Below are 26,039 nucleotides of genomic sequence, written 5' to 3'. Positions count from 1 at the left end.
TCACGTCACCTGAAAGGTGTAGGAGGTCTGATAACCTGTGGAAGTGACGAACATCACAGTGTAATATTGGTTCTGGGAGAGGGGAGACGAGAGAGTGATGGTGAGTTGGACGGTCTGTCCCGGGGAGAGAGTGGAGGCGCTGGTGGTCCACGACGGGGCGGCGCCGTTGTAACCGATGGGCTGAAGTTGCCCCTGAGGGCCGAAGTAGAGCTGAGAAGAACCCAAGTCGAAAACCGTGGCCTCCCCCACGTTCTGCAGGTAAACCACGACTTGAGTGGATGACGTGTTAGTGGCGTAGACCACCTGAAGGTCCGTGACCAAGCGTTGGGCCTGTAGGACAGTGAAGGAGGACATCGTAGTGCTCATGGTGGAGACCGTGTAGAAGAGCGCCCCCGCGAGCAATCCCACGAGCACGACGGTGGCGATCACCATTATTGACTCGGAAATGATCTCACTGGCCATCTCCCACACCTCGAATGGTGAGGAGGAATTTCCTCATCTCCGGCGAGGAAGACTTGTACGTCTCCGCGATGTGATAGGCCGTGAGGGCTAAGTCCTTTGCCCTGTACCTCCCCTTGCTGTTGGCTAGGAACTCCTGGATCCTAGTGAGGAGCTCCATGTCGTCGCTGGTTAAGAGGGAGAGGTCGTAGAGGTCCCTTATTCTGTCGTTGTCGTACTCCATGGCCTCTAGGAGAGCACACATCTGTATGAACTTCGGGAGGTTAACCCCACTCATGGAGACCCCACCAATCCCGGCTGGGGACTCCTTCACTTCCTCCATCGGAACCACGTTAAATGGAGACGCCCTGTCCGACTGAGCCGACTTCACTGCCAAGGCCGTGTCTTCTATGCTTGTAGCTAGGGCCTGGATGGCCTCCTTCAGCTCCGCGACTCCATCCTTCTGTGCCTTGATTAGCTCTCCCTGCATTTTATCCATCCTAGCGAGGAGAGGCTTCGTGGGGTCCTCCCTAGGTGGTTCGGCCTGAGGTTGAGCCTGAGGTTGCGTTCCCTGACCTTGCTGGGGCTGTACCGCCTCGTTCTGTTTCCCCATCCTAACACCCCACCTGGGGAAAAGGAAACGGAACATGAAGAAGAAGAAAACCGCCAGGGGAACGCTTATCGTTAGCGAAAGGAATACTAACGGGTTTGAGGCTATGTCGGGCAGGGGCATTTTTATCACCATAAGAAAAAGATTTTAAAAAAAATTATCCTATTATAGTTACGTTACCTTCGGGCTGGTAGATGTACTCGCTCACTGTCAGCGGAGACCCTATGTTTGGAGTTATCTGAACCGTTACTGTTTGGTACTGGAAGACCTGAGAACCGGCGTGTGGTCCGAACAGCACCATGACCCCTATGGTGGAGCCTGCTGGAGCTACGTCGCTACCCGCTAGGGAGAATCCTGCTATAGGGAAGGTGAATGCGAAGGTACGGTATACAGTAACGTAGTACGTGGTTCTTTGATATTCGAATGAGAACGTATTAACGTCAGTAGTTGTAGTTGGTTTGGTGGTCGAGATATTAACCGGGACAGGAGTAGTGTTTTGCTTGTTTGAAATTATCTCAGAGAGGGCCACCAATGCAGCATAGGGACTGGTGAAATAGTAGTAGGTCTGCCCTCCCTGTGACTGGTTCGAAACCGTCTGTGTCACGTAGTAGTTACTTACGTAGCTCATTAACGAGAACACGTATATGTTGGATAGTTCTATACCACTGCTTGACGCAGTGAAGCTTATGGCAGTGGTGGCAGGAGAGAGCTCCACACTAGAGACTCCAGAGCTGGGCGACACAGGGAAGTATAGCCAGTAACTGTTTGTGTCAGTGGGGTAGTTAACGGCGTAGAGGACGGATCCACTGAGGGTGAGTGCTGTAGAGGCGGTCTCCTCCCCTTTAGTAATAGTGCTCTTGGCCTTCTGGGTCACGAACAGACCCATGTTCACAGCGACGTACGCCAGGACAGAGGCGGTTATAATAAAGGCTATCAATATGATAGCCGTGTCGAGGCCTGCTAGACCCCTCCGCCTCATCTTCCTGTTGTACGCCCTTATTGCGGACTTGAGGCTCACTCGTTTCACCGCAATGATGAGTTGCCTGCCTGACACTTAAGGGATGTCCAAGAATGCGATCTACCACCGGAGGGGGCAGGTGGGTCGTTCGACTGTCCGAGCAGATCTGTAGGCCGAATTCGATGATGGACTGCAGATGAAACATGGATCTATAGTCGAGATCCGGCTGAGGAACCGACGATCTCTTAGAGTGCCTTAATTGTGTGTGGCTGGACATTAATTTGTGTTCTTCCTGGATTATCAGGTGACCCACGGGAGTTACGTGACCTACGTGATTTACGTGTTCCTCTCCATGAAGGGGTCTCAACTTACAGTCACCCTCTACAACGTCAACCCGTCAGCCCACACAGTGACGTCGATAAATGCCTCTATAGCTCCCCAGGAGGTTTTCGCAAACTTGACCTCAGGCCTACCTGGGAATTTCGAGCTAGGAGGGAAAAACATCTCCGCGCTCACTTCAGGTAACCTGACCGTGTCCCTAAACGGCGTGATTCTATACCAGAGGCAGGACGGCTGGACTCAGAGGTTGGTGGCAGCAAACTACCCGGGGCTGGCTAACGACTCGTTCCCAAACCTATCCCAACTAGCGGGGGAGAGGTCCGTGCTCAGTTCGAACCCAGAGGACTTGGCGGTCGGAGTGGTTGTGTCGGCGGTGCTATTCCTAGTGAGTAGGGAGTTGATAAGAGATGATGCGAGGTAACAGAGCGCAACTCTCGATTTTTCCAGCTGGGTTGGAAGCTGCTGCGGTAGCGATGTCGGTTGGAGTTGACCTAACCTTCAACAGAGTCACGTACGTGGGGATCTTCAACGACTACATAATGGCTGTTGCTCTGTGCATCGCCGGGGCACTTCTCTCAGTTGCGTTGGATAGGAGGATGGCCCTCCTAGTTCCCCTCTCAGGATTGTCCTTCCTCTTCCCTACTGCCGCGTCCTCAGCCCTACTCCTAGCTCTCTCCTGGAGAACAAGGGTAGGTAGCTGGGTGAAGTGGCCCGTCCTGGCCGCCGCCTCGGCAGGGTTCGGGTGGTCGTTGATGAGGATCTGGGGGGATCCGGTCAACGCCTTGGCGGTTCCAATCGACCTACTCGAACAGGGGCTCGCCCCCTTGGTGCCGGCTCTCGTCGTACTGTCGGTCGTACCAGCTGTATTGAGCGACGGCAAGGCTAGGGGATTTTACCTTCCTCCCTGGGCCCCGTGGGCTGCTGCTCTCGGTGTGTCCGTCTTGCCCATGCTCGAACAGGTGGGAAGGGGTTACGTCGCTCCAGAGACGGTGGACTGGATATACTACTATCGAGCCCTCCTTCACCCAACCGTGGGTTGGTTCCTCCTCTCGAGACCTGCGTACATAGGGCTCCTTTATCCTTTCTCCAAGGTTTTCGGTGCCTACGAAGTTTCCATAGCGCAGTTCCCTTTCCTCGCCCTCTTTTACACTTTCTCAGCATACTACCTTGCCAAGTCATGGAAGAGGGACCTAGCCCTTCCCGCCGCTCTTCTGGCAGCGGTGTCTCCCATGCTCCTCACGTTCCTCTACTCCGGTCTACAGGCCAACCTCTTCTCGATCTCTGTGATGTTCCTAGCCTTAGCGAACCTCCTCAAGGGGAGGTGGAAGTACGCAGCTGGTCTGTCGTATCTCTCCCTAACATCACACGTTTACGCCTGGGCCCAACTCCAAGGGGCTACGTTGATTTACGCGGCGTGGAAGTGGTGGAGAGGGGAGCTTGACCCCAAAACCAGGAATTACGTTCTAGCCACATCTGCTCCCTTCGTGGCAGGCCTAGCCCTCATTGGAACTGGTTTCTACGCTGTTCCTCTTGCACCTTTGAACCCCCTGGCCCTCTACAGGTCACTGGAGTTCCAGTTCGCCATACTGAGCTGGGGGTCGGCAAACGCATTCCTCTACTACATCTTCGTCTACTTGGGGAACAGGAAAGTCCCGGGCCTGTTGGCCTCCCTGTACGTGTCGTCAGTGGTGGCGATGTTCTTTGTGGGCACTGCCCAGAACCTCCTAATAGACCTACCCCTATTCGTTCCCGTGGCGGCGGCGATGAGCGAGCTGAACAGAGGGTTGAGGAACGCAGTTCTCCTAGCCATGGTGAGCTGGGCCCTAGTCATGGCCCTGGCTAGCGCTCCATGACGACGAGCAGTCGAGAACTCTCCCAGTCCATATATCTATTCTCGCAGAGGATCCCTTGTGATTCCACAAGAGTTGGTGAACCAGACCTTCTTCTACGTGGTTAACGGTTCTCCTCTCCTCCTACTGCTGAAGGTGGTAGCTATCTCTGGGCACTCCGCTTTAGTCAACCTCACGCAGGTAAACTCAAACACCTCCGTCATGCTAACCTTCCAAGCCTCCATCCCCCTCTATCAACTCTGGGACACTCCTAACGGAACCCCCACCATCTTCGATGGGGTGCCAGCGGTAGTCCAGAACGTGAGTGGAACTGTCCTTTACGTAGATTCCTACAACGGGCTGGTCCTCGCCTACGGTAGGGGAGGTCAGTACACCGTGCTCAAGGGAGCGACAGTGAACCTGGAGCCCGGGTTCGGCCTCCCCGTGCCCACCGTTGAACAACTCCTCCACGAGGGGCCCACACTTAAGGACTACGTGGAGCTGGATGCCCTGACGGTGGCCTTGGCGGGGAGCTGGTTCTTCTTCTTCAAGAGGCTTGAGGAGAGGAGATAGCCTTGGCCGAGGGTCGAACTACCTTCACCTCTGCGAGTTCGACGACAGGTCGAACTCCTGTAACACCCTTAAACCCTACGAGTGGAGTCGAGCTCATGGCCGTCTCAGCCTCAGAGCTCCTAGCCCGAGTCAGGTCACCGATGCTCTTCGGGAGGAGGCCTCTCCCTCCGCTGAAGGTGGACACGCGGGACGTGAGGGCCTTGTTCGCGATCTTACATAAACAGGACAGCGTAGAGCTACACCTTCACGAGGACTACCTGCTTGAGCTCCTAGAGTTGGCGGGAGCCCTCAGGGAATCCAAGAAGTCCGTTAGGATCGAGGGTATAGAGACAGGACCAGAGGGACCTCCTGGACGACCGATTGTCTTAAACATGATCTACGGGACGCCTAGGGACCCTAGGTTCCTCACCTGGTTCGTCCACCCAGACCTAGGGGTGAGCTACGACAGGAGTAAGACGGTAGAGATGGATGTTAGGGCCCTGGTAGTGAGTTCGGTAACTGGTAGGTCCACCTACGTGGTCTTCGAGCGAGCCGAGGGGGAGTTCGCAGTAGGCAGGGTAGTGGGAAAAGAAGGAGGAGAGGTGGCAGTCAGGCCAAACATGTGGCTAACGGGGGCCTCGATCGTGAGTTTGAGATGGGACGGCCGAGAGGCCCTAGCTCCGCTCAGGGAGTTGTTGAGGAGGCCTTTGGGTGCAACGTACGTTCCGGTCAACGGAACTGAGTTGAGTGTTCTGTTCAAGGCAATGGGGTGGAGAAGCAGGGGATTGGGGTAATACTAAGCGCCCAGATCTGGGAGGAGCTCACGGTCCGCCTACAGTAATCTTTTTCAGGGGAACTTCTAGAGGTTGATTTGATGGAGCTACTAAAACAGTTAGCTGCGCTCGGCCTCGCCAGCGCGGCGATCACGGCTTCGTTTTTCGACAGCAGGTTCGTCCTCGCGATCCCTGCGGCTGCTGCTCTGGTCCTGTGGGTCGTGATCAGGGGGAGAGTAGAGGAGCTCACCGACGCTGAGTCACTGAAGAGGTTGGCCCTGAAGATGGGAGTGGACCCGTCTAGGTTGAAGTTCGTGGAGAGCGTGAGGAAGTACGCTTTCTTCCCATCATTGATGGGTGAGGGAGAAATTCTGCTAGACAGGGACTACGCGGTCGCCAAGACTCACGGTAGAGTGCTGGTCATGGATAAGTACACTGCTATCGAAATGTTGGCCAGAGGTGGAAGAACGTAACACCGTAATGAAACGGCACGAGATAACACTCACCCGTCGAAAGTTATGCTTATACGTTTAAGTCTTCTATAAATATCGATGCAATCCAGCGACGGACTCGACAGGGTGTTGAACTTCTGGAGGAGTGTGGACGAAAAGATCGACCTGTCGAAGTCCGAGGTGCAATGGAAGATCGTCCTGGCCATGATGTCGAAGAGCCAGTGCACCACCGCGGAGTTGGCGAAGGAGATAAGGGAGAACAAGAAGGCGACCATAGACGCAGTGAGGAAACTGATCAAGAAGGGGCTGGTGGTGAAGGTCAAGTTCGACGTCTACGCCCTCTCGGAAGCTGGAAAACAGCTCACAGAGGAGATAAGGAAGTTCGGCTCCTCAGTACTTCCTACGTTGACGGTGGAGGACACTGAGGAGTATCTGAACAACCCCACGCACTTCTACTACTTCAGCGAGATCCTGAAGGCGTCTATCGTAAACGGTGGTGAAGTACCTGTGTCCAGGTTGGCGCTCGAACTTGGGGTCTCTAGGAACACGGTGAGGACTTACCTCGAGTTGTTCTCGACTAAGTACAAGTTCTTTAAGAAGGTCACGAAGAGGACACTGACAGGGAAAGTGAGGCAAACCTACGTGGTGTCTGACGCCGGCCTGAAGTACGGTAACAGGATACCAGGGATGTTTAAGACGAAGAACAACCTCCTCATGAAGTTCATGTTGAGGATCACTGCAAGTACAAGGTTCGAGACGTCGGTCCTCAAACTCATGGCCTTCTTCACGGCCACAGCGCCACTGCTCATATTCTTCAGGGGGGACGCGTTGGTGCACAAGGTGGAAGCGATAGCTTGGCTCTACTCCATGATATTCTTCTCACTCTTGAGCGTCTCGGCTTACTTCATTTCCAGAACCTAAACAGAGTCTCGTATACTAGAAAGTCTTCCCACCTTGTGCGAATCCTACAGTTTCGACTAGGTCGAATTACGCCTTGTGAGCTTTTAGTCCCTCCCGGGCCCTAGGGATCTCCCTGACCGAGGAGTACAGCACCCCGCCTTGAAGTTGCTCCGGCACCAAGCGCTGAACTGTTTCACTGTCGACGACCGAGGATCATTAGGTGTAGGGGACGTGTGTGACTAACCGTCGCCAGGGTACCTCAGTAACCTTTCTCCCCTGTAGCCGTAGGAGACACGGTGGTTTACAGTTGCGCTTGAACGCCACTTAAATGAAGTACTATCCCTATATGGAGATTCTTGCCCCATTCAAACCTAGGATTTGTAACGGTAAGTTGGGGTTTGGGCTTCATAGGATTTCATAATTTAATATCGATCCTCAACCCTTGGGCTTCACCGGGGTCACGAGGGAACTCGTTCACACCCTCCGCCCCCTTAGCGGGGTGACCCCGACCCACACCCGCGGTATTTCGCGGACGTGGGGAACCCGCACACCTTGAGGTAGATGTTAAGTGACGCGTTCAACTGCCTATCTAGTGTGAACCCACACCTCCCACACCTGAAAGTCCCGCCGACCTTTCGGGAAACCCGTCCACACCTGGGGCAGGACTTAGACGTGAGGTACGGGCTCACCTCCTTAACGAAGGAACCGTAAAGTGGGGCCTTGTATTTTAGAACGCGATGAATTGACCTCCATACAGTCTTTGAAATCTTCTTGGACAGCTTACGGTTAGCATCCTCAAACATCCCCTGTTTATTCAACTTCTCGACGACGAACAGGGTGAGAGGGTACATTTCCAGCAACTTGTTCACGAATTTATGAAGGTAATCCAACACGCGGTTCCTCTCACGATGAGAGTACTTCCTCAACAACTCCTTCCCCTTCCTACCGTGCTTTGAAGCGAAAGATTGTATTTTACTCCTCTTCAACTCCATCCCATACTTCATGCTGTACAACTCCTTCAAGGAAAATGTAATGAACTTCTCTCCATCATAAGCGTCCAACGTGTAGAGGTTACTATCGATTGCCAGGAAATCTATCGGAGTAAACCGAGGTAACTTATGACGAAACGGTAGATACACCCTATCCTCACTTAATTATGGGCTCACCCAACTCGAGTCCCTTAACTCTTCTTGAAAACCAAGTGCGAGACCAAGAGAAGTTCACGTATTCGTAAGGTCTCACGGTGATCCTTACGCTCTCACCATCAACCTTCCTAAGTGTCGACTTCACCCTAACGTAAACCTCCTTCAGTCTAGGTTTCCTCAACGCTTTTCCCTTCTCGGCCCTCCTCCTCCAACTCCTCAACACGGAATAAGCGTCGTTTATTGCCTCGTCAACGTAGTGGGAAGCTAGTACGTTGATCTCCTCCAACTCGTCTCTCAACACCTTGTACACTTCCTTCTTCTTTAGTAAGGTTACTTTGACCTTCGTGGCTTTCTCACCATTCTTCACTTCTTTCCTCTCTATCCTAGTTCTATCCCACAACCAGTCCAATGCTTTCTGTAGTAGGACTCTGTAGTTCTCTAGTAGTACTTCACTCTCCTCCCTCTCATCGTTCTTCATGGAGTACGTTAGGTAAATGTATTCTTCTTCTTGTTGGAATGATTTAATTGAGCTCTTCGACGCACTCCTTCACCTTCTCGTACTTATGACTCCTCATTCCGTATAGCTTCCCGCCGAACGATACTAGTATAGAGATCAAGTCCTCGATTAGTTCCTGTTCTGGTGTTTCGTCCTCGTTGTTCAACACTACTATTTCACAATTGTGTGCTTTGCATACTTCTTCAAGGATTTCAAAGCCAAATCTTACTAGTCTGTCGGGATAAGCTATGATTACTTTTGATACTTCGTTGTTTAGTATCATTCTCAACAACTTGAGGAATCCTTTCCTCTTCATGTTTAGTCCTGATCCAACGTCTGTTATTACTTGATCGTAGTCCTTTACTTGCTCTTGCAAGTATTTTACCTGGTTTACCAAGTCGTCTTTTTGTGTGTTTGATGATACCCTAGCGTAAAGGATCACTTTCCTCTTTCTAACAATTCCCATCAACTTCTCAACATCCCTTCCCTGAACCTCCACTTTCCAGTCTCTAGACTGGTTTAATGTAACCCTTCTTAACGTATTCTCTAAGTGTCGCATAGGATATCCCTAGGCGTTGGCAGACTTCCTTAGGTCTTAGCATTGTATAAGAGTTTATGATGAAATAATATAAACTTTACGGTATATTGAAAACTGTTGACAACGGCTTCACTCGTTCCACCAGGGACGTTTCACAGTCCTTCCACCATTTCTGTGTAATACTTCGTCTCTCGCGAGGTTCCTAGTTGGAGACTAAGTTAGCTCAGCCCTAGGAACCTATGAAGTACTTGTGGAGTCGCTTGTACGTAACCAGGTTTTGTACTTTAATTCCGTGACCTCAAACTCTGGAGTTTTCACCTCAACGTCAATTCACTATCTCTGGGGTTTCAATTTGACGTGACGTTAGCCCTTGGAGTTGGGAGTAGTGCTTGATGTCGTTGGATTGTATTCCCTAGTGATCTATTCACCTAGTCCATTGAGCAAGTGAAATCCCCGCATGCCCTTTTTCGACTTACTGTCCTACCTTGTGGTGAAATCAATCCGCTCGGGGAACGTAAAGAAGAGTGTGACACCATACAGTTGTGCCACGCCTACTAACCGTAGAAGTTCGAGTCCTCGTCTAGGGGGATTTGGGGAGGACGGCTAGTCTAAATCCGGCGACTCGTCCAACCACTTAAAGTTCACCATGAGTCGTTTGGGACGTGTAGTTGTTTCGAGGGAGTTAAAAAGGGAGAAAGCCGTCATAGCAGCCTCTGGTACACCTTGAGCAACTCCAGCCCCACCCTTATCCCTACAGAGGCCTCTGGGACGTTCAGGGAGGTGGCCCACCTCTCCACTTCCTCGACCCTCCCGAGGCCAAGGTAAGGCAAGGAACCAGACATTATCCTCCCAAGTATTCCAGTGGCGTGGTAGAGTCTCCGTAGGGCCGGGAAGTTAGCTCTGAGCCACTCCCACGTGACGTCTCTTCCCCACGGATTGACGGCAGCGACTTGGACGAGCCTCCCCGCGTCCTGTCTCTTTACCTCACCTGACAGGAGGAAGCCCAGAGCTAAGGCGAGGTCCACCTGCTTGTCGGTGGTCAGCATAGCCGTCAATATTCTAGTTCTCTCCTCGTCCGTCTTAGCCTCTCTGTAGAGTTGGAGCAATCTCCCGAACGGCCTGGTGGAATGAAGGGCCAGGCCATTGAGGACGGCCTGCCTCATCTCAGGCTCCACAGACCAATAACTCTCCGCCAACGCGGCCACCTTCGTTCCGTAGGAGTCGTCCACCACTGCCAGCCTCCTGGCCAGGATGCCCCTGTAGAGCCTGGCGTTGGAATCCCCCCTACCCTCCCACAACTGGAGCTGTCTCCTGTGGAACTCCACCATCACTTCCTTCACAGACTCACCTAGAACCGAGTGGAGGAGGGAAAACTGGGAGGAGACCTCCCACGCTGGCAGGTACTCGGTCTCCTCCTTGAACTTGGAGACGAAACCGAGGTATTCCCGAAGCGTCCAGTTCCCCGACATGAGCCTGGCGAAGGCATCCGACGCCACGCCCCACCTATCCAACGCGTCCTTAGAAGCCTGAAGTGCCTTGTCCCAGTCGGAGTAGTCTGAACGATAGAAGCCAGTCTGCCCCCTGTTGAGCTTGAACTTGCCGACCTCCTTCCCGAGTTCCAACACATGTTCCTTCCCCTCTACGAGGATCGAACCCTCCATCCCATCAGCGACGTAAGTGAGTGGAATGGGCCATTGATCCTCCTCCGGGTCCAAGAACCTGAACTTCCTCTGAGCTAGCTTCACCCTACTGCCTTGAAGGTCGGCCTTCACGACCGGATGTCCTGCCTTGCTTACCCACGTCCCCATTACCTTCACTATTGGCTTTCCAGACGCCTCCTGTAGTGCCTCCCACAGCATCTCCGCGGTTGCGTTGCCATAACTGTATCTCTTCAGGTAGAGGGAGACTCCCTTTCGGAAGTCCTCCTCTCCCATGAAGGCCTCTATCATCCTGAGGACGCTCGCTCCCTTACCGTAGCTTATGTCGTCGAATATCTGCTCTATTTCCTCCTCTTTGGCTATAGGGACGTGTATGGGGTGCGTCTCCTTGAGGGAATCCCTCCTCATGGCGCCAGCGGTCTCGCTCAGCACGAACTCCCACCACATGTTCCACTCGGGGTGCATTGAGCTGACGGCCTTGTATGCCATGAACGTTGCGAAGCTCTCGTTGAGCCAGAGGTCCTCCCACCACTTCATTGTAACTAGGTCCCCGAACCACTGGTGGGCCAGCTCGTGTGCTATGACCTCAGCTACCCTCCTTCGAGTTTCCTCACTCGACCCGTCGTCCACGAGGAGTGCAGTCTCCCTGAAGGTGATGGCTCCCCAGTTCTCCATGGCGCCCGCTGCGAACTCCGGAACTGTGATGAGGTGGAGCTTCGGGAGCTGATATGGTATGCCGAAGTAGTTCTCGTAGAAGGATACTGCACCCTTGGCCACCTCCAAGGCGTACTTCCCCCTCGTCCCCTGTCCAGGTGGCGTTACTACAGCAATGGGCAATTGTCCGAGCTTGTCCTGGACGTAGTCGAACTTCCCTATACCGAGGTACAACAGATAGGTGGACATCCTAGGCGTCTCGGCGAAGTGGACGACCTTCTTTTCCCCCTGTTCCTCCACCTTCTCTGGAGGCATGTTTGATATAACGTCCAGGTCGGAGTCGACCTTGACAGAGAGCCTGAAAGAGGCTTTGTAGCCTGGGTGATCCACGCAGGGGAACATGCGCCTCGCCCCTATGGCCTCGAACTGGGTGGACAGCATCTGGTACTCGCCCTGAGAGGCCCTGTAGAAGCCCATGAGAACGTCTGGCACCTTCGCCGCGAACTCGACCTCCACCTCGTCGGTGACCGGTACGTCTGCCCTGATCAGCTTACCGTCGTAGGTGAACTTGACCTGCTTACCGTCGACCTTAACCGACCTGACCGAGAGGTCAACCACGTTCAGTTCCAGCCTATCAGCTACCATCTCGGCCTTCACCCTCCCCGCGTAGGAGAGGCCCTTGAAGTCTACGTCCATGTAAATGTCGTACCTTTTGACCTCCATGCGGCCATCAGGTCGGGAAGAGCTTTAAGGTTATTGTTACCCGGTCCTCCCTCCCGGGAGGGGAGGTGGTAGGACCGGGAAGGGGCTGGCCCACAGTATCCCCTTACTTTTGGTTCACTTGATTTAAAACAGTTTCGGTCCTAGATCCTCGAGTTCCGGGAAAAAATCGTAGTTTTTGGCTTCACTCTTCAATGTTTAGGTCCGACTACTTCAATCGCCCCCAGCGTAAGGCCGCCTGCCCCCAGGACCAAGTCACCTCCCCACGTGCTGCTCGGGTCTCTTGCGTTAACCCACGGTGGGTAGTATCCGCCGAACGGGTGTCCTGGAAATCCCAGGAATCCGAGGCCAAGCTTAGCAGCCGCCTGCCACTCCTGGTACTCTTCGTGCACGGAAGAGTTGAAGGTAGAGGCCCAGACTGCCAATGCTGCTGGCCCAGCCTGCTGCAGCGTGAGCAGTCCAGAATAGAGCTGGGCGTCAACGTCTGCGAAGAGTGAAAGGGGGTCTATTACGAAGTCGTTGGGAGAAGTGTTCAAGAGCCTTTGGTACATGTAGTACTGTTGCGGAGTGTTGTACCAGTCGCTGCCGTTCCTGTAGTAAGTGACAGCCTTCCACTTGGTCCACACCTGCTGTCCGGAGTAGGAGGTCCAGTACTTCACGAAGGTGAGGGCGGCGGCCTCGTGGGAACTTACAGGCACTGCAACGGCGTCTGAGACTATCGGGAAGTAACTCTGAGTCCCTGGGAAGGGTTGAGCCACCATAGTTACGTTGCTCCAGCTAAGGTAAGGCTGCTCTGGGGGATAGGTAGTCACGTTGAGGAAGTCGTACAGATAGTTGGTGGCTGAGTCCACGTCAACCTCGAAGGCGGCCTTTCCCTGGTCCACGGCGGTGATCCCCTGCGTCCAAGTCATGGACTGCCACCCGGGATAGTTGTAGGAGGTGTAGTTGAGGAAGAGCTCGTTCGTCTCGTTGAACACTTTCTGCACTGTGGAGTTCTGGAGGGACAGAGTACCGTAAAGTAGCTGATCCATGAGCCTCGGCCCACCTAGGCTGAGGAATATAGCGAACCACAACTGCTCCTGGTCGTATCCGCCGTCGGCTCCAGGAACCATCCAGGGAGTGACACCGTGCTCCACAAGCTGCATGGTGTCGTAAGTGAGCTCACTTAAGTTCTCAGGGATGGGTAAGCCGTACTCCCTCAGCAGCTTCAAGTTGTAGTAAAGTACGAAACCGCTGTGGACGCTGACCGGTAAATTGAGCATGGTTCCGTTGTAGGCGGCAGCCTCCATGACCGGTAGGACTGAGCTCTCCAGGAGCCCCTCGTGCTCGGCCAAGGAGGTCAGGTTCACGAAGTCTGATATCCCCTGGGGGGCCACCTCGACGTAACTTAACATGTTCGCACCCACGAGGCTCTGGAAAAGCGCCGGAGGCTTTCCCGCCTCTATGAGGGCAAGTATAGCGTACTTGGCGTTGGTTCCTCCAGCACCAGGGACTAGCGACTTGATCACTGTGTAGGAAGGATAAGCCCGTTCGAAGGCTGGTATGAGATGATCCAGCGCTACCTTACCGGTGGTGGCCCACCAGGTATAGAACACCACCTGGGAGGAGGTGTTAGTTGTGACCGTGGTGGGCGTCGTGGGGGTAGTGACGTGAGGTGTACTGACCAGGTAGCCGAACACTCCGCCTAATATGGCTACTATCACTACGACGGCCACTATGGCCCAGGTGGCTGTCCTGGATATCGCCTTTCTCCTCACATTCTCACCGAGCCACTGTCTACCACACTATTATTTTTTAAGTTTTTCATTATGCTACCAACTCGAGTCCAGCCAGCGTCGCCATTGAATCTGAACTTTAAACTGCCCACCGGCCCTCGGGCGAGCCTGCCGTATGAGTTCCAAGCCTACTCACCCTACATAGGGAACTCGATGGATCACCACCGAGGTACTGTGCTAGCCCAGTGACCTACTCCCTGTCGTCGGTCACCGATCTCGAGTATCAACGTAGCACGTTCCTCCTCACCTTCCTCCTAGCGAGTTGAGGGGAGGGAGGACCTGACCTCCCTGGACGTCTGAGAGGACAACACCCTCCGGCTCACCGATTCTCATGGTCACCCATCGGTCTATTTCCTGACCCCTTGATGCAATGTAGGTCTCGTAGAAACCCACCTCGTACTAGACTTCGCGCTCGTAACTTCAACCATGTCCCTCTGTGCTTTACCTTGGTCTCATGGACAGCTTCAGGGCCTCCCTTTAGAACTCCTCGATCTCTTGAGTGTGAGGTTTCCCCTAGAACCTAAGCCGTCTGCAGGACCTTGAGCTAACTTCGTGAAGGGAGAAGGTCTCCACGCCCTTGGAGCGTAGCTTCATCGCGCCCGAACATTAACCCCGCCACCCTCCGGAGACCCTAGATATCCGCTGAGGGAAAGGTCTACTTCCGTTGTTCCAGGAGGGGAAATTTTCAAGCTACGTCAGACTCGTCAACACGTTCAACTGTTTTGCTGCAGCTACATACAAATTGTGGATTGTGACAAAGTGTTGACGCTGGTAAGTCGGTTGAAGGTGCTTTTGATCGCGGGGTCGGTTAAGTCGTACTTTCCTCTCTCGCTCTTTACGATATATCCCTTTTTCTCAAGGTTCATCAAATATCTCCTAAGTTCAGCATCATACACAGCTCTTTTCTTTTTATTCTCAAAATATCTCTTTATCTCGTTCCATTTATTGCGTCCCCTCGCGGTGGCCTCAATTACAAAATTCGGGGGTTGAGGGGGCGTAAAGCCTCGCCTTTCACGGGGGTGAACAGCCCCCTTGTATTTATACTTCTTTGTTAAAATTTCTCTTAGTGGTACTAACGACGCTCCTCCCCAGCTCGATCGAGGGCTTAACGGGACTGTGGGAGGAGCAACCATCGTCTCTCTTCTCCCTTAAGGGACTAGAGCTTTGCGATGAAAGTCCCCTCCTCTTCAAATGGGAGTGGATCTCTGATCCACTCGACTGCCCACCAAACGAGGGATGTAAACCCGAACCGATGGTGGGAACGACGATCCCTCTGAGAGGGAACCATCGCCCTTCCAGGGCGGGGAGGAAGTCAGTATAATGTACTCCCTAGAAAAGTGGCTGAACTCCTCGACTGTGGTTTTCATTGCCGACTCCAAAACATCATCTCCGATAGACTCCTTGACCTCCTTTGCCCTTAAACACCTGTGCCCGAACTCGGTCAACCACCCGATTATTCCGTCAAGTTTCTGTGTAGTGTACTCCAAGACTCCATGGGAGCGGCCACGTTTACCTGTTGGAACCCCTTCTTAAGAAGTCCAATGATTTCTCCGGATCAAATCTATCTACCCTCACTTCTTCAAGGTGCCTCCAGTAAAGGGGGGAAGAGGGGTCCTCCACCTTTAGAAAATCGTACGGTAGTCCTATCTCCGACCCAGTCAAAACGAAGGTTACGTTTTCACAACGATCTTAACAATGGGCCATGAGCGAGAGTACCTCGTCGTTCAGCCTACCTCTCAAGTTCTGAGCTTCGTCTATCGCAGTGAACTACCCCGCCCTCGCGGACGGGGCATCTCCCGGTGGGGATTTCCTGCTTCCCGGAGGGACCTCGATCTCCTTACGTAGCGGAGGTTCAGTGGAACCTTTCTGTGAACAGCGTGGTAGGGATCGCGGAGGGTTTCCTCTCCACGGGCGTGAGTTCCCCCAGTCCAGAGGTTGCGACCCAGCTCTCACAGTAGAGGTCGTAGAAATAGTATTTTGACAACCGTAAAGAGGTTTACATAAGGGGGCTGTCCGTCCCCACGGAAGGGGACTTCCGTCCCCTCAACCTCCGTTAAGTTAACTATAGTGGACTGTTTGTCATGACGTGAGGGATCCTCGTTCCCCTCAAACCCTCCTCGGAGTAAACCTGGAACCTTCTGAAAACGTTACTGAGACATCGCCTCGGCTAAAACAGGTCGATACGATTTCATGTTACCCTGAAAGGAGTTGGATCTACCGATCCTGAAGACCAGATCCCGATATCCAGTCCAGAAGTTGGACCTCTTTCATTCCATCACCCAGGATTTTGGTCTCTCCCTCCAATGAAACAATGTGGGCCTCTCTTATGCCAGTCTCTAGCATCGCTCTCCTTACCTTATCCACATGTTCTGTATCAGTATTCAGGGTAACTTCTACCAACAACTTTTTTCCTTCTTTCCTTGCTACGAAATCCACTTCTCTCCCATCCTTCAGGAGGTAATAGTCAACCTCCCAAGACCTCCTGATTAACTCGAGGAAAATTAAGTTCTCTAACTTCCTTCCTAAGTTACCTTGAGACCGAGCTGAAGAGTGATTCTCGTAAAGCGAAGCTATTCCCAAATCGACGAGGTATAGCTTCTTGGGCGAAACCGCTCTCCTTCTCTCTGAGTAATCATACCTCCTCACTGGAAAAACGAGGAACGCCTTCCTCATGTAATCTACGTAGTTCATGACGGTCTTAACGTCTACGTCAACTCCAATCCCCTTCAACATGTTCCTCACGGAGTTCCATGTCATCTGGTTAGAGTAGTTGGACAGGAGGAAGTCAAATACTGCCCTGAATTGCTCTGTGTCCCTTATCCTATTCCTCTCCACCAGGTCCCTGTAGAACACCGTCTCCACAACGTCAATTAACTTCTCTCTGGAGCGATAGATCCAGGGTTCTGGAAAACCACCCCACACAAGATACTCCCTGAGGATGTTGTTGAATACACCTCTCTCTCTGAAGTCCCCACCCGCTGAAGGTACCAACTCCCTTATGGAGATTGGGAGAACAACCTTTGTGAACTGTCTCCCTCTTAGTCTACTTGGTATCTCGGAAGAGAGTAGAGAAGAGGATGACCCAGACACTACTAACTTAAAGTCCTTCACGTCGTGGAGCCAACGAAGTTTGAAGTCCCAATCCTTCCAATCCTGAACTTCATCCAAGAATAGGTAAACCCTACCTTCGGGGTACTCGGATCGGACCAGCTCAGCGAGCCTACGGGCATCTATTCCCCTGAATAGTGGATCGTCCAAGGAGAGATAGGCCACTCTCTCACCAGAACCCATGAGTGCCCTGACTTCCCTCAACATTAGGAAAGTCTTTCCTACCCTCCTAGGTCCAGCTACCACAGTGATGTCTGGAGAGGAGATGTTTAACTTGATTTCCCTCGGGATCTCGTTGACGAACTGAAGTCCACCTACGTATTCCTCAGTGACCGCCCTCAGGTTAAGCACATCTGGAATATAACTCCAAACTTTTATTTAAGGATATAGATTGTCATTCCAGATGTAGACCTCAACAAGGGGATTCTGCTAATAGTTTCAACAAGAATTAACACAACCCCCTCATTCCCAGATTTAACTTAACCAGGGTTAAGAGGTAGACCAATGGAGCAGAGGACGACTGACCTCCATACAGAAACGTTCCGCAGTAAGACGAGAAGGGGACTACCTATGTCTTAGCTATTACTTCACCCTTCTCCAGTGGCACTCGACTGAGGTCGGGGGCAATGCTTCGTCTGACGGGATGTCGTAAAAGCGCCTAAGGTGACGTAGAGAGGAGGATTTAACTTAGGTCCTTACTGTAGACGCTAAGATCGTCAGTGGAATCGAGACGATTGAGATTAGAAGGACTGTCAAAGAGAACTCCACGTACGATAAAGCCCTAGTCAACGAAACCCGTGAGGAAAGCTGCTAGAAGTTAGGTGAGGTCACTCCTCGTCACCGCTAAGTAGTCCATGAAAGTTATACCTTCTCGAATAGATGTGGAAGTAGGGGAGGTAAATAGTTTCCCGACCCAAGGAAGTAGGCGGGGAGAGATAGCACACCCAGCAGGACGAAGTTCTCAGAGAGAGCCAAGTACGCGCCATAGGAAAGGCCCGGAGAAGAGCTAGGGGTAAGGTTCCTACCAGCGAGGAGTAGGCTAGGCCCGCCTCAAACACAGCGTTGTCTGGACCAGCCGTAAAGTAAGCCAAAGGAGAGAGGCTCGTAAGGATCCCTCAATCACCAACGAAGTAAGGGATTTAGCCAGTATGGCAAGGAAGTGGGCTGTTGGGGCCAGCCTCAGCAACTTCCACAACTTCCTCAGGAAGACCAGTGGCACGCCACCGACCACGAGGGAACGACAGGAAACGGGAGTGCTTGTAAGTCCGTGATTTACGCTAGCTGTTCTGGGGTGAATCTGGGGCCTTAACTGATTTCATCTTATGAAAGGTGAGACTAGTCGGAGAACTCCAAACAGGACTACCCTGGTTTCATCCGGCGTGAGGACCTTAGCCTGAGCGAACAGGTCTAACGCCACCGAGTAGTCCATGAGGTCGACGCCCTCTGGGGTTTCATTACGTTGAAGTTCACAATCCAGCACTTTTTTGCCTGAGCACTTCAAACGGCCTCAGGGCCAAAACGAAGAGGGTCCATCCAGGAAACACGTTATGAGACAGATCCACGATTCCTTGAACCGCCTAAGTACTGACTACGTTGTCCTTCAATCTCCACAGTTATGACTGAGAGTTCCAACAGAGGAGACCCTTTCTAAGCTTAAAGGCCTAGTCCACCAAAACGAGGTCAGGTAATCAGGAACGTCTAGCATGTGGACTTGGGAGTTCGCGACCCTGTTCTACCCAGCCCAAGCTAAAGGATACGAAAACTTCGTGAGCACACAAACGCCCTACAACCTCCTCTGTAGGGAGGAGAGATGATACCTTTCTGCATGGGCCACGGCATAGCCTATATGCCCTACTTCTCCACCGCAGTTGGCATATTGAGGGGGAGGTTCTTTAAGGACGGGAAAACCCTCGTGGGACCAAATGACCCTGGACGCATTATCCCCACCTCCAACTTCTACGCGTACAAGATTTACGTGGAGCCTCCAAAGAACGGGGAAATCGTCAGGAGAACCATGGAGGTAGCTAAGAAAAGAGGAGTAACGTCAACTCAAGTGGCCCTAGCCTGGCTCTTTCACAGAGGGGTGACCTCCCCTATAATTAGGGACTAGCAAGGTGGAGCACTTGGGGGGCGGTAGAGGCAATTGAGGTAAAGCTCAAGGACGAAAAGGTGGGGTATATGGAAGAGCCGTACAAGCCCAAGCCTGTCATGCACACCTAGAACCACCGGGAACTAGCCTGCAGGGATCTACACTTACGAAGCGTAGAGCCCTTTGAAGCTGAAATTGGGTTTTCTGGTAAACTCTGTGTTGAGACGGAGACTTCAGGTGCACTCTCCCTCTTGGACCTCCTTGACATAGAATCCTCCTCCGACTCTTCTTTCAGTATTACACACCCACACTGAAAGAGTTTTAATTAAGGGTTAGAGGGAATGTCATGGTTACACTAGAGGAGGCGAAGAGGGCCTTTATACCCAAACTGAGGCCGCTGAGGTGGGACCGGGAAAGACACGTCCTAACCATCCTAGATCAGACGTTACTCCCCTTCGAAGTCTATTGGGTTGAAGCTAAGGATCCCTCGCAGATCGCTGAGGCCATAAAGTCGATGAGAGTAAGAGGTGCACCAGCTATAGGCATAGCGGCAGCCTATGGCATGGTAACTGCGCTCAATAGTCCCACTAACGACATCAAAGAGTCATTGAATGCCCTAGCTAAAGCAAAGCTCCAGCTAGACGCAGCGAGGCCCACGGCGGTCAACCTCTCTTGGGCTACCAGTAGGATGTTAAGCAAGGCCAACAGGCTCGTACACGAAGGTGAGGCCAAGAAGGTGGATGAGCTAAAGGAACTCCTAGAGGAAGAGGCAAACAGAGTATACGAGGAGGAGTTGGAGGCCGAGCTAAAGATAGGGATCTATGGGTTCGAGAAGCTCAACGACGGAGACGTGGTCCTCACCCAGTGCAACGCTGGAGGATTGGCCACAGGTACGGGGCTAGGAACCGCCCTCGCTCCAGTGAAACTGGCTCGCGCCCTAGGGGTGAATGTCTCCGTTGTTGCACCCGAGACGAGGCCTTGGCTTCAGGGGAGCAGGCTTACAGCATACGAACTCATGACGGACGGAGTACCCGTGACGTTGATCAGTGACACAGCCGTAGGCTTGGTGTTGTACAAGAAAATGGTGAACAGCGTCATGGTCGGAGCCGACAGGATACTGGCAGACGGTCACGTGTTCAACAAGGTGGGTACCTTCAAGGAAGCGGTAATAGCCCACGAGCTAGGAGTTCCATTTTACGCGTTAGCCCCAACTTCGACTCTTGACCTGCGAAGTTCAGTAGAGGAAGTGAAAATTGAGGAGAGGAGTCCAGACGAGGTGAGAACAGTTAGAGGGGTTCCAGTGGCACCTGAGGGAGTGAAGGTCTACAACCCGGTATTCGACGTGACGCCCCCGAAGTACGTCACGGCCATAATAACTGAGGCGGGGATAATCTATCCCCCGTTCGAAAAGAACGTTAGAAAGATAGCGAACATGTAAAGTTGTGGATAGAGACCATCTCTGTTTATCAGTGATCTACCTCAAGGAGGTTCTACAGGGTCCCAGTTTTCTAGATCGACTCTGACACACAACGGAGATACGGTCGTCTTTAGGAACCGCTGGAGCCGACTTCCGTTAACTCTCTCAATCTCCTCGCTTCCCTTCTCACTTCTCTGACGTAAGGCAAGGTGTGCTCCCACTCTTCTGGTCTGACTTCCTCCCCGCCTCGCAGAGGGTTACTCCGTGGGGTAGTTCGTCGTTCCCACCGTCGGTTCGGGTTCACATCCCTGGTGGGCAGTAGAGTGGATCGGGGAGGGACCCCACTCGAAGTGAGGCGACTTTCGTCCGCGAAGTTCAGTCCCTTAGTGGGAAAGGGAGACGGTAGTCGTTCCTCCCTCAGTTAAGTACTCGATCGAGCCGGAGAAGGGGCGCCGTCAGCGTGGTCGAAGTAAACCTGGGAAGATCGCGAATCGTCCCAGGGAGGGGCGAGGCCTTGGATCTTTATGTAACGTTGGGGCCAGCCCTCCACAGGCTCGAGTCCATCCCGAGGTAATCCCCATCCTTTAACCTTGAGAACTTTTACCGTAGTTGCCTCTATACGACAAATCTACCGCTCTTTCAGACAGAGGATTCTCTCCGTTAATAGGCCGAAGTTAATCTACATTTCCCACCTCAAACAGCCTATCCTCAGCTCGAGTAGTACTTACCGAATTGATCAATGCTCTCGTTGAGCCCAATTTCCCATAGTCCCTTGTCGGTCCACAGTCGTAAAACCGAGAAATCTCTCCCGTTCTCTATTTCTCCCGTTCTCTATTCTAGTGAACTGTGTTACGTGAACCTCGGATCCTTCTCGACATGAAAGCGGTGACTCTAGGAGGATATCCAAGTCCTCCTGGCGTTAACTTCTAGGTCCATCTCAAAAAGGGAGCCTCAGTCCTCAAACTCTACCAGAGTAGCTTTATCTTTATCTCGCCCTCCTCCTTCCTCTCCAACACCTTCCTCACCTGCTCGAAGTCGTCCACCTTCACTTCCCGGGTTATGAGTCTCCTGACTGCACCTGGCCACACGGTCTTCCACGACGCCAGGTGCCACAACGCCCTTTCGAAGTGTGGTTTCTGTCCGTTCGCCAGTCCCACCAGGGCGGCTCCCTTGAATATGAGCCTCTGGATCTCGAGACTGGTGAGGTTCATTGAACCCTCAGAGGAGAAGCCGAAGAAGGCGAGGAAAGCGTTGTTCCTCAGGAGGGGCAGAAGTTGCTGGATCACGTCTGCCCTACCTGTAGTGTCGAAGACTACGTCCATTCCTCCGACGGCCTTGTATAAGTCACCGTAACCCGACGCCGAGTTGTAGTACTCCACACCTACCTCTGAAAAAATGGCCTTCTCCACTTCCTTGGGCTCCCTCCTATTCGCAGCGTAAACTTTCATTCCCATAGTCCTGAGCAACATTGACACCAACACTCCGATAGGCCCGGTCCCAGTGATCAACGCTTTCCTGCACTCGAGCGTCCCGTCCTCACAGGGGAAGTGAAGCCTAGACTGCACATGGAGAAGCTCGTCCACCGACTTCACTAGGTCGGAGAGCGGCTGCGCCAGTATCGCTACGTCCCTCACGTTCTCTGGAACCCTCACTAGGTACCTCGGCTGTTCTACCAGGAATTGACTCATGAAGCCGTCGAGTTCGGTGATACCGTTCTCCCTAAACATTCCTGTCTCACAGTGATCAGGTCTCCCTATCCTGCAGTTCACACACTGTCCGCAACCTCTCCTGTTTATCGGCATAACTAAGTCTCCCTCTCTGAGGCCCACTGCACCCTCTCCCAGCTCCTCCACAACGCCTAGAGCCTCGTGGCCGAGCACCATCCAGTCCCTCCCTGGAGGGGGCCTGGCGGTGATCAACCTCCCCGCAGCGACCTCCCTATCTGTACCACACACCCCGTTCTCTAACATCCTGACCTTCACGGTTCCAGACACTAAGGAGGGGTCTGGAACCTCCTTTAGTTCGGCGCCTGGGGTGGGTGGCCTCACTACTATTGCTTTCAACTCACCACCTCGGAGTTGTCACAGCTCCCTGTGAGGCCTGTGTAACGAGGGAAGCATACTTGGCCAAGAGGCCCGTCCTGTACTTAGGCTCCGGGGCCCTCCAATCCCTGGCCCTAGCCTTGAGTTCCTCCTCTGGCACCAGTATGTCGAGCCTGTTTGACTCAACGTCCAGCGATATCTCGTCACCGTCCCTCACTAGAGCTATAGGGCCACCTACCATTGCCTCCGGCGCCACGTGCCCTATCATGGGTCCTCTGGTTGCTCCACTGAACCTGCCGTCGGTCACCATCATAACGTTCTCGAGTCCCGCCCCAACTATCGCGGATGTGACCCTCAGCATCTCCGGCATCCCCGGAGCGCCCTTGGGACCCTCGTACCTTATCACCACCACCTCTCCCTCCTTGACCTCGTTGGACCTTACTCCTTTGAACGCGGCCTCTTCTCCGTCGTACACTCTGGCCTTACCTCTGAACCTGGAGATCGAGGTGGCGGCCACCTTTATCACCGCCCCCTCTGGGGCGAGTGAGCCCTTCAGTATCACTATCCCTCCTCTAGATTTAATGGGGCGACTCACCTCCCTGACTATGTGATCGTGCCTCACCTGTGGTAACCTGTACTCTGTCAGTGACTGTCTCAACGTCTTTCCCGTCACCGTCACAACGTCTCCGTGCAGCAAACCGGCGTCGAGCAGCTTCTTCATGACCAAAGGAACTCCCCCTACCTTGTCTAAGTCGGCCATTACGAAGTCCCCGCCAGGCTTCAGGCTAGCTATGTAAGGCGTCCTCTTCCCTATCCTCTCGAAGTCGTCGAGCGTTAGTTTTATCCCGGCCTCGTAGGCGATGGCTGGGAGGTGGAGGACCGCGTTAGTAGATCCGCCCATGGCCATGAGGAGGGTAATGGCGTTCTCGAAGGCCTCGAACGTCATGACGTCCCGGGACTTGATCCCTAGTTCGAGGAGCCTAGTCAGGGCCACACCGCTCTCTCTAGCGTAGTAGGCCCTCCTGGAGGAAGTAGCAGTGGGCGAGGCACTCCCCGGCAGGGCCATTCCTAGAGCCTCTGCTATGGACGCCATGGTGTTGGCTGTGAAGAGGCCTGCGCACGTACCCAAAGTGGGGTGGGAGGCCCTCTCGACATCATAAACGTCCTGCTCCGTCACCCTCCCCTTTAGGTAAGCACCTATGGCCTCGTGGACGTCCTCTATAGTGACCTCCCTGCCCATGTAGAAGCCAGGTTCAGCGCTTCCAGCGTACAAGTAAATTGAGGGGACGTTCAACCTGGCCATACCCATCAGGGTACCTGGCTCTGTCTTATCGCATCCCGCTATTCCGACGAGACCGTCGAACGCATGGGCGTTGAACTGGGCCTCTATGGTGTCAGCTATGACCTCCCTGCTAACCAGACTGTACCTCATTCCTTCAGTTCCCATGCCAATGTTGTCGTTGACCACAATTGTCGGAAAAGCCAGAGGGGATGCCCCTCCTGTCCTCACGCCTTCCTTGACTAGCTGCGCAAGACCCAAGGTATGTGCATTACAAGGGCCGGCCTCGCTCCACGCCACCGAGACTGCCACTAGCGGCTTCGCTATGTCTGAGTCGGTCAGACCCACCGACCTCAGGAAGGCCCTGTGAGGAGCGTTGAGGATTCCGTGGTATCTGGCTGGACTCCTGAGCTCAGCCTTACCCTCAAATTTTTCCATGACAAAAGAAAAATCTTTGGTGATTTTAAGCGTTGCCCAACTCGCGGACATCGAGAAGTGAGGTGCTCAGTCCCCCGTTCCATCCTCTTAGGGTACTCGATCTCTCCTCAAATGAGTGAGGACGAGGTCCCGGATGTCCTTCGAGGTACTACCACCTCCAGGACTCACCTGCGCCTCCTGTAGAGGTAGTACAACAATACAAGCATAAATACAACAGATGGAACGACGACGAGTGGAAAAAGAGGTGGACCGCCCCCTCTATGAAAGTACGGCAATGGGGATAGAAGTAACCTATTCCCCGCTAGTAGAACCTTGTCTCCCGTTACGGCGACTGGCAGCAGAGGATAGGGAACGTAAGCCACTTCCGTCAAATTGGGCACGGAGTAGAGCACGCTGGCGGTCCCTGGAAGGGAGGCGGAGAGGTACTCGGGAGACCTCACTTCACTCACCATTAAGTAACCATCTAGCTCCCCCAGCTCCACGGGCCCTGTGAGGTTGAGGACGGACGAAACGTTGTACTCGAGCGAACGAACGATCCATCCCGAGCTCGACGCGTAAAGTCCGAAAAGCCGCCCATCCACGAACACGGCCTGACTAGGTAAAGGTGCCTCGATCACGGAAACTGAGCGAGAACCATCCGAGGTGAGCAACACGATGGTCGAGGGCCTAGCTAGGAAAGTTGGCTGTTCCCCCAGGGGAACCAAAGCGACCGTGTAGGACCCGTTCTCCGTGTACCCAGCTAAGTATTGGTATCGTCCACGAAGTGAACCTACCTCATTTCCCTCACCGTCGAACAGAAGTGTGTTGTTACCTCGAACGAACACTATCGGTGGCCCTCCTCCAACGAAAGTAGCATTGGACAAGGAAATCACCTCCTTCGGTGAGGGGAGCAGAGAGTAGATGAACGCTCCCTCTCCGTTCAACACGACTAGCGATGCATTGCCTACAAGTAATGAGTCGTTGAATGGAACGGTTAGCGCGTTAGAGACAGCGCCGCTCAATAGGTCTCTGACTGACACGTTCAACCTATGCTCCCCGTCGTTACAGGTGGAAGCGAAGGTGATCAGAAAACGGCCGACGAGGCTCACGAGCGTCCTCGTGGAACAGGTTCCTAGGTAGAGAACTTGAACTCCGGCCCCTGACGGAAGGAAGGACGCGGACGAGTAGGGGAGGAAGTAAATCTCCATGGAGAGTCCAGGTAGGGAGGCGACAAACGCTTCCAGATTTCCTTTGGCCAAGGCCACTCCGAAGAGCGTTGACTCCGATGCAGCCAACTGGAGGAGATCCGCGCCCGGGAGGACTCGGACTTCGAGGAGTGAACCATTGAGGGAGTAAACTTTCAAAATGGTGGAGAAGGAGCCATTATAGTAAGCCACGGTTGTCCCCACTACAACGTAACCTCCCTGAAGTGCGACGCGATAGCTCGTCGTGGTCGTCGAAGCGTGAGCCCCTGTGACAGAGGACGCTAGAACGATGAGCAACAACAGTTGCCACTTCACGTAAGGTATACCACGTTCAACGCTAAAAAATATCTCTTTTATAAATAACTGCTAACAACACTCCTGTGAAATACCCAGTTCTGAGAGGTGGAACTTCCCAGCTCCGTCACAGGGGCGAGAAGCCTCATTCCGAGGGCTCTCACTCTCACCTGAAATCCTCGCCGTCACCCTCGAGGGGTCGTGATTAGGAAGGTACCTCACGGGCCTCGCTAGGACGTCTCTCCAACCCCTCTGCGAGGATCGAACAGACGTCAGCCAAGTCCATATCGAAATGCCGTACAAAAGGGTGTGTACCTTCTCCAGGAAATGGCGATATTTTCATCATTAACC

The 26,039-nt window shown here is 53.3% G+C and carries 20 protein-coding genes and 2 pseudogenes; 8 read left to right on the top strand and 14 right to left on the bottom strand.

Features of this window, described 5'->3' with window-relative positions:
* The 3 genes from HS1genome_RS08150 to HS1genome_RS08140 are packed head-to-tail and all read right to left on the bottom strand — an operon-like array spanning position 1 to position 2,027.
* Positions 1-462, bottom strand: a complete 462-nt coding sequence (locus tag HS1genome_RS08150) for a flagellar biosynthesis protein FlaG (RefSeq protein ID WP_126450351.1) — start codon at positions 460-462, stop codon at positions 1-3.
* Positions 452-1,171, bottom strand: coding sequence for an HhH-GDP family DNA glycosylase (locus HS1genome_RS08145; protein ID WP_126450350.1), 720 nt, complete (start codon positions 1,169-1,171; stop codon positions 452-454). The genes HS1genome_RS08150 and HS1genome_RS08145 overlap by 11 nt, the downstream gene beginning before the upstream one ends.
* A gap of 34 nt (positions 1,172-1,205) precedes the next feature.
* Positions 1,206-2,027 (bottom strand): archaellin/type IV pilin N-terminal domain-containing protein, encoded by an 822-nt coding sequence (locus HS1genome_RS08140; protein ID WP_126451378.1) that lies wholly within the window; start codon positions 2,025-2,027, stop codon positions 1,206-1,208.
* Between the two features lie 262 nt (positions 2,028-2,289).
* On the opposite strand from HS1genome_RS08140, the gene HS1genome_RS08135 reads away from it, so the two are divergent.
* From HS1genome_RS08135 to HS1genome_RS08110, 6 genes are all read left to right on the top strand, one after another.
* Positions 2,290-2,766, top strand: coding sequence for a hypothetical protein (locus HS1genome_RS08135; protein WP_126450349.1), 477 nt, complete (start codon positions 2,290-2,292; stop codon positions 2,764-2,766).
* Positions 2,753-4,198, top strand: coding sequence for a hypothetical protein (locus tag HS1genome_RS08130; protein WP_126450348.1), 1,446 nt, complete (start codon positions 2,753-2,755; stop codon positions 4,196-4,198). Before HS1genome_RS08135 ends, HS1genome_RS08130 begins: the two co-directional genes overlap by 14 nt.
* Positions 4,199-4,255: 57 nt before the next feature.
* On the top strand, positions 4,256-4,747 hold the full coding sequence (locus HS1genome_RS08125; protein WP_126450347.1) for a hypothetical protein: 492 nt from the start codon (positions 4,256-4,258) through the stop codon (positions 4,745-4,747).
* 95 nt (positions 4,748-4,842) lie between these two features.
* The gene (locus tag HS1genome_RS08120) at positions 4,843-5,520 is read left to right on the top strand and encodes a hypothetical protein (protein WP_126450346.1); all 678 of its coding nucleotides are present in this window, start codon (positions 4,843-4,845) and stop codon (positions 5,518-5,520) included.
* Between the two features lie 80 nt (positions 5,521-5,600).
* Complete coding sequence (locus tag HS1genome_RS08115; protein WP_126450345.1) at positions 5,601-5,972, top strand: hypothetical protein; 372 nt, start codon at positions 5,601-5,603, stop codon at positions 5,970-5,972.
* Positions 5,973-6,050: 78 nt separating this feature from the next.
* Positions 6,051-6,872 carry a MarR family transcriptional regulator gene (locus tag HS1genome_RS08110; RefSeq protein WP_126450344.1) on the top strand — a complete coding sequence of 274 codons (822 nt, stop codon included), beginning with the start codon at positions 6,051-6,053 and terminating at the stop codon, positions 6,870-6,872.
* 394 nt (positions 6,873-7,266) lie between these two features.
* Here the strand turns inward: HS1genome_RS08110 and HS1genome_RS08105 are convergent.
* The 8 genes and pseudogenes from HS1genome_RS08105 to HS1genome_RS12050 form a co-directional block, all read right to left on the bottom strand.
* Positions 7,267-8,474: pseudogene (locus HS1genome_RS08105) on the bottom strand (RNA-guided endonuclease InsQ/TnpB family protein).
* 43 nt (positions 8,475-8,517) lie between these two features.
* Positions 8,518-9,094: pseudogene (locus tag HS1genome_RS08100) on the bottom strand (IS607 family transposase).
* Positions 9,095-9,731: 637 nt separating this feature from the next.
* Positions 9,732-12,065, bottom strand: coding sequence for a M1 family metallopeptidase (locus HS1genome_RS08095; protein ID WP_126450343.1), 2,334 nt, complete (start codon positions 12,063-12,065; stop codon positions 9,732-9,734).
* A 188-nt stretch (positions 12,066-12,253) separates the two neighbouring features.
* The gene (glcS, locus tag HS1genome_RS08090; RefSeq protein WP_126450342.1) at positions 12,254-13,819 is read right to left on the bottom strand and encodes a glucose ABC transporter substrate-binding protein GlcS; all 1,566 of its coding nucleotides are present in this window, start codon (positions 13,817-13,819) and stop codon (positions 12,254-12,256) included.
* A 749-nt stretch (positions 13,820-14,568) separates the two neighbouring features.
* The gene (locus tag HS1genome_RS12060; RefSeq protein WP_158613752.1) at positions 14,569-14,970 is read right to left on the bottom strand and encodes a hypothetical protein; all 402 of its coding nucleotides are present in this window, start codon (positions 14,968-14,970) and stop codon (positions 14,569-14,571) included.
* A 54-nt stretch (positions 14,971-15,024) separates the two neighbouring features.
* Positions 15,025-15,324 carry a hypothetical protein gene (locus HS1genome_RS12055; protein ID WP_158613751.1) on the bottom strand — a complete coding sequence of 100 codons (300 nt, stop codon included), beginning with the start codon at positions 15,322-15,324 and terminating at the stop codon, positions 15,025-15,027.
* A gap of 727 nt (positions 15,325-16,051) precedes the next feature.
* Complete coding sequence (locus HS1genome_RS08080) at positions 16,052-17,296, bottom strand: ATP-binding protein (protein WP_126450340.1); 1,245 nt, start codon at positions 17,294-17,296, stop codon at positions 16,052-16,054.
* A gap of 964 nt (positions 17,297-18,260) precedes the next feature.
* The gene (locus HS1genome_RS12050; protein ID WP_158613750.1) at positions 18,261-18,425 is read right to left on the bottom strand and encodes a hypothetical protein; all 165 of its coding nucleotides are present in this window, start codon (positions 18,423-18,425) and stop codon (positions 18,261-18,263) included.
* A 330-nt stretch (positions 18,426-18,755) separates the two neighbouring features.
* Here HS1genome_RS12050 and HS1genome_RS08075 point away from each other — a divergent pair, with 330 nt between their 5' ends.
* Together HS1genome_RS08075 and HS1genome_RS08070 are read left to right on the top strand one after the other, a co-directional pair.
* The gene (locus HS1genome_RS08075) at positions 18,756-19,055 is read left to right on the top strand and encodes an aldo/keto reductase (protein WP_126450339.1); all 300 of its coding nucleotides are present in this window, start codon (positions 18,756-18,758) and stop codon (positions 19,053-19,055) included.
* A 325-nt stretch (positions 19,056-19,380) separates the two neighbouring features.
* A complete protein-coding gene (locus tag HS1genome_RS08070; protein WP_126450338.1) occupies positions 19,381-20,472 on the top strand; it encodes an S-methyl-5-thioribose-1-phosphate isomerase in 1,092 nt (363 codons plus the stop codon).
* A 944-nt stretch (positions 20,473-21,416) separates the two neighbouring features.
* Here the strand turns inward: HS1genome_RS08070 and HS1genome_RS08065 are convergent.
* The 3 genes from HS1genome_RS08065 to HS1genome_RS08055 all read right to left on the bottom strand — a co-directional run bounded on the left by HS1genome_RS08065 (position 21,417) and on the right by HS1genome_RS08055 (position 25,709).
* The gene (locus HS1genome_RS08065) at positions 21,417-22,514 is read right to left on the bottom strand and encodes a glucose 1-dehydrogenase (protein ID WP_126450337.1); all 1,098 of its coding nucleotides are present in this window, start codon (positions 22,512-22,514) and stop codon (positions 21,417-21,419) included.
* Position 22,515: 1 nt separating this feature from the next.
* Positions 22,516-24,210 carry a dihydroxy-acid dehydratase gene (gene ilvD / locus HS1genome_RS08060; protein ID WP_126450336.1) on the bottom strand — a complete coding sequence of 565 codons (1,695 nt, stop codon included), beginning with the start codon at positions 24,208-24,210 and terminating at the stop codon, positions 22,516-22,518.
* Between the two features lie 164 nt (positions 24,211-24,374).
* The gene (locus HS1genome_RS08055) at positions 24,375-25,709 is read right to left on the bottom strand and encodes a hypothetical protein (RefSeq protein ID WP_126450335.1); all 1,335 of its coding nucleotides are present in this window, start codon (positions 25,707-25,709) and stop codon (positions 24,375-24,377) included.
* Between the last annotated feature and the right edge of the window lie 330 nt (positions 25,710-26,039).

This window comes from Sulfodiicoccus acidiphilus (genome assembly GCF_003967175.1).
Lineage (GTDB): Archaea > Thermoproteota > Thermoprotei_A > Sulfolobales > Sulfolobaceae > Sulfodiicoccus > Sulfodiicoccus acidiphilus.
The sequence above is the reverse complement of the archived record's forward strand: the minus strand, read 5'-3'. Positions and strand labels throughout refer to the sequence as shown.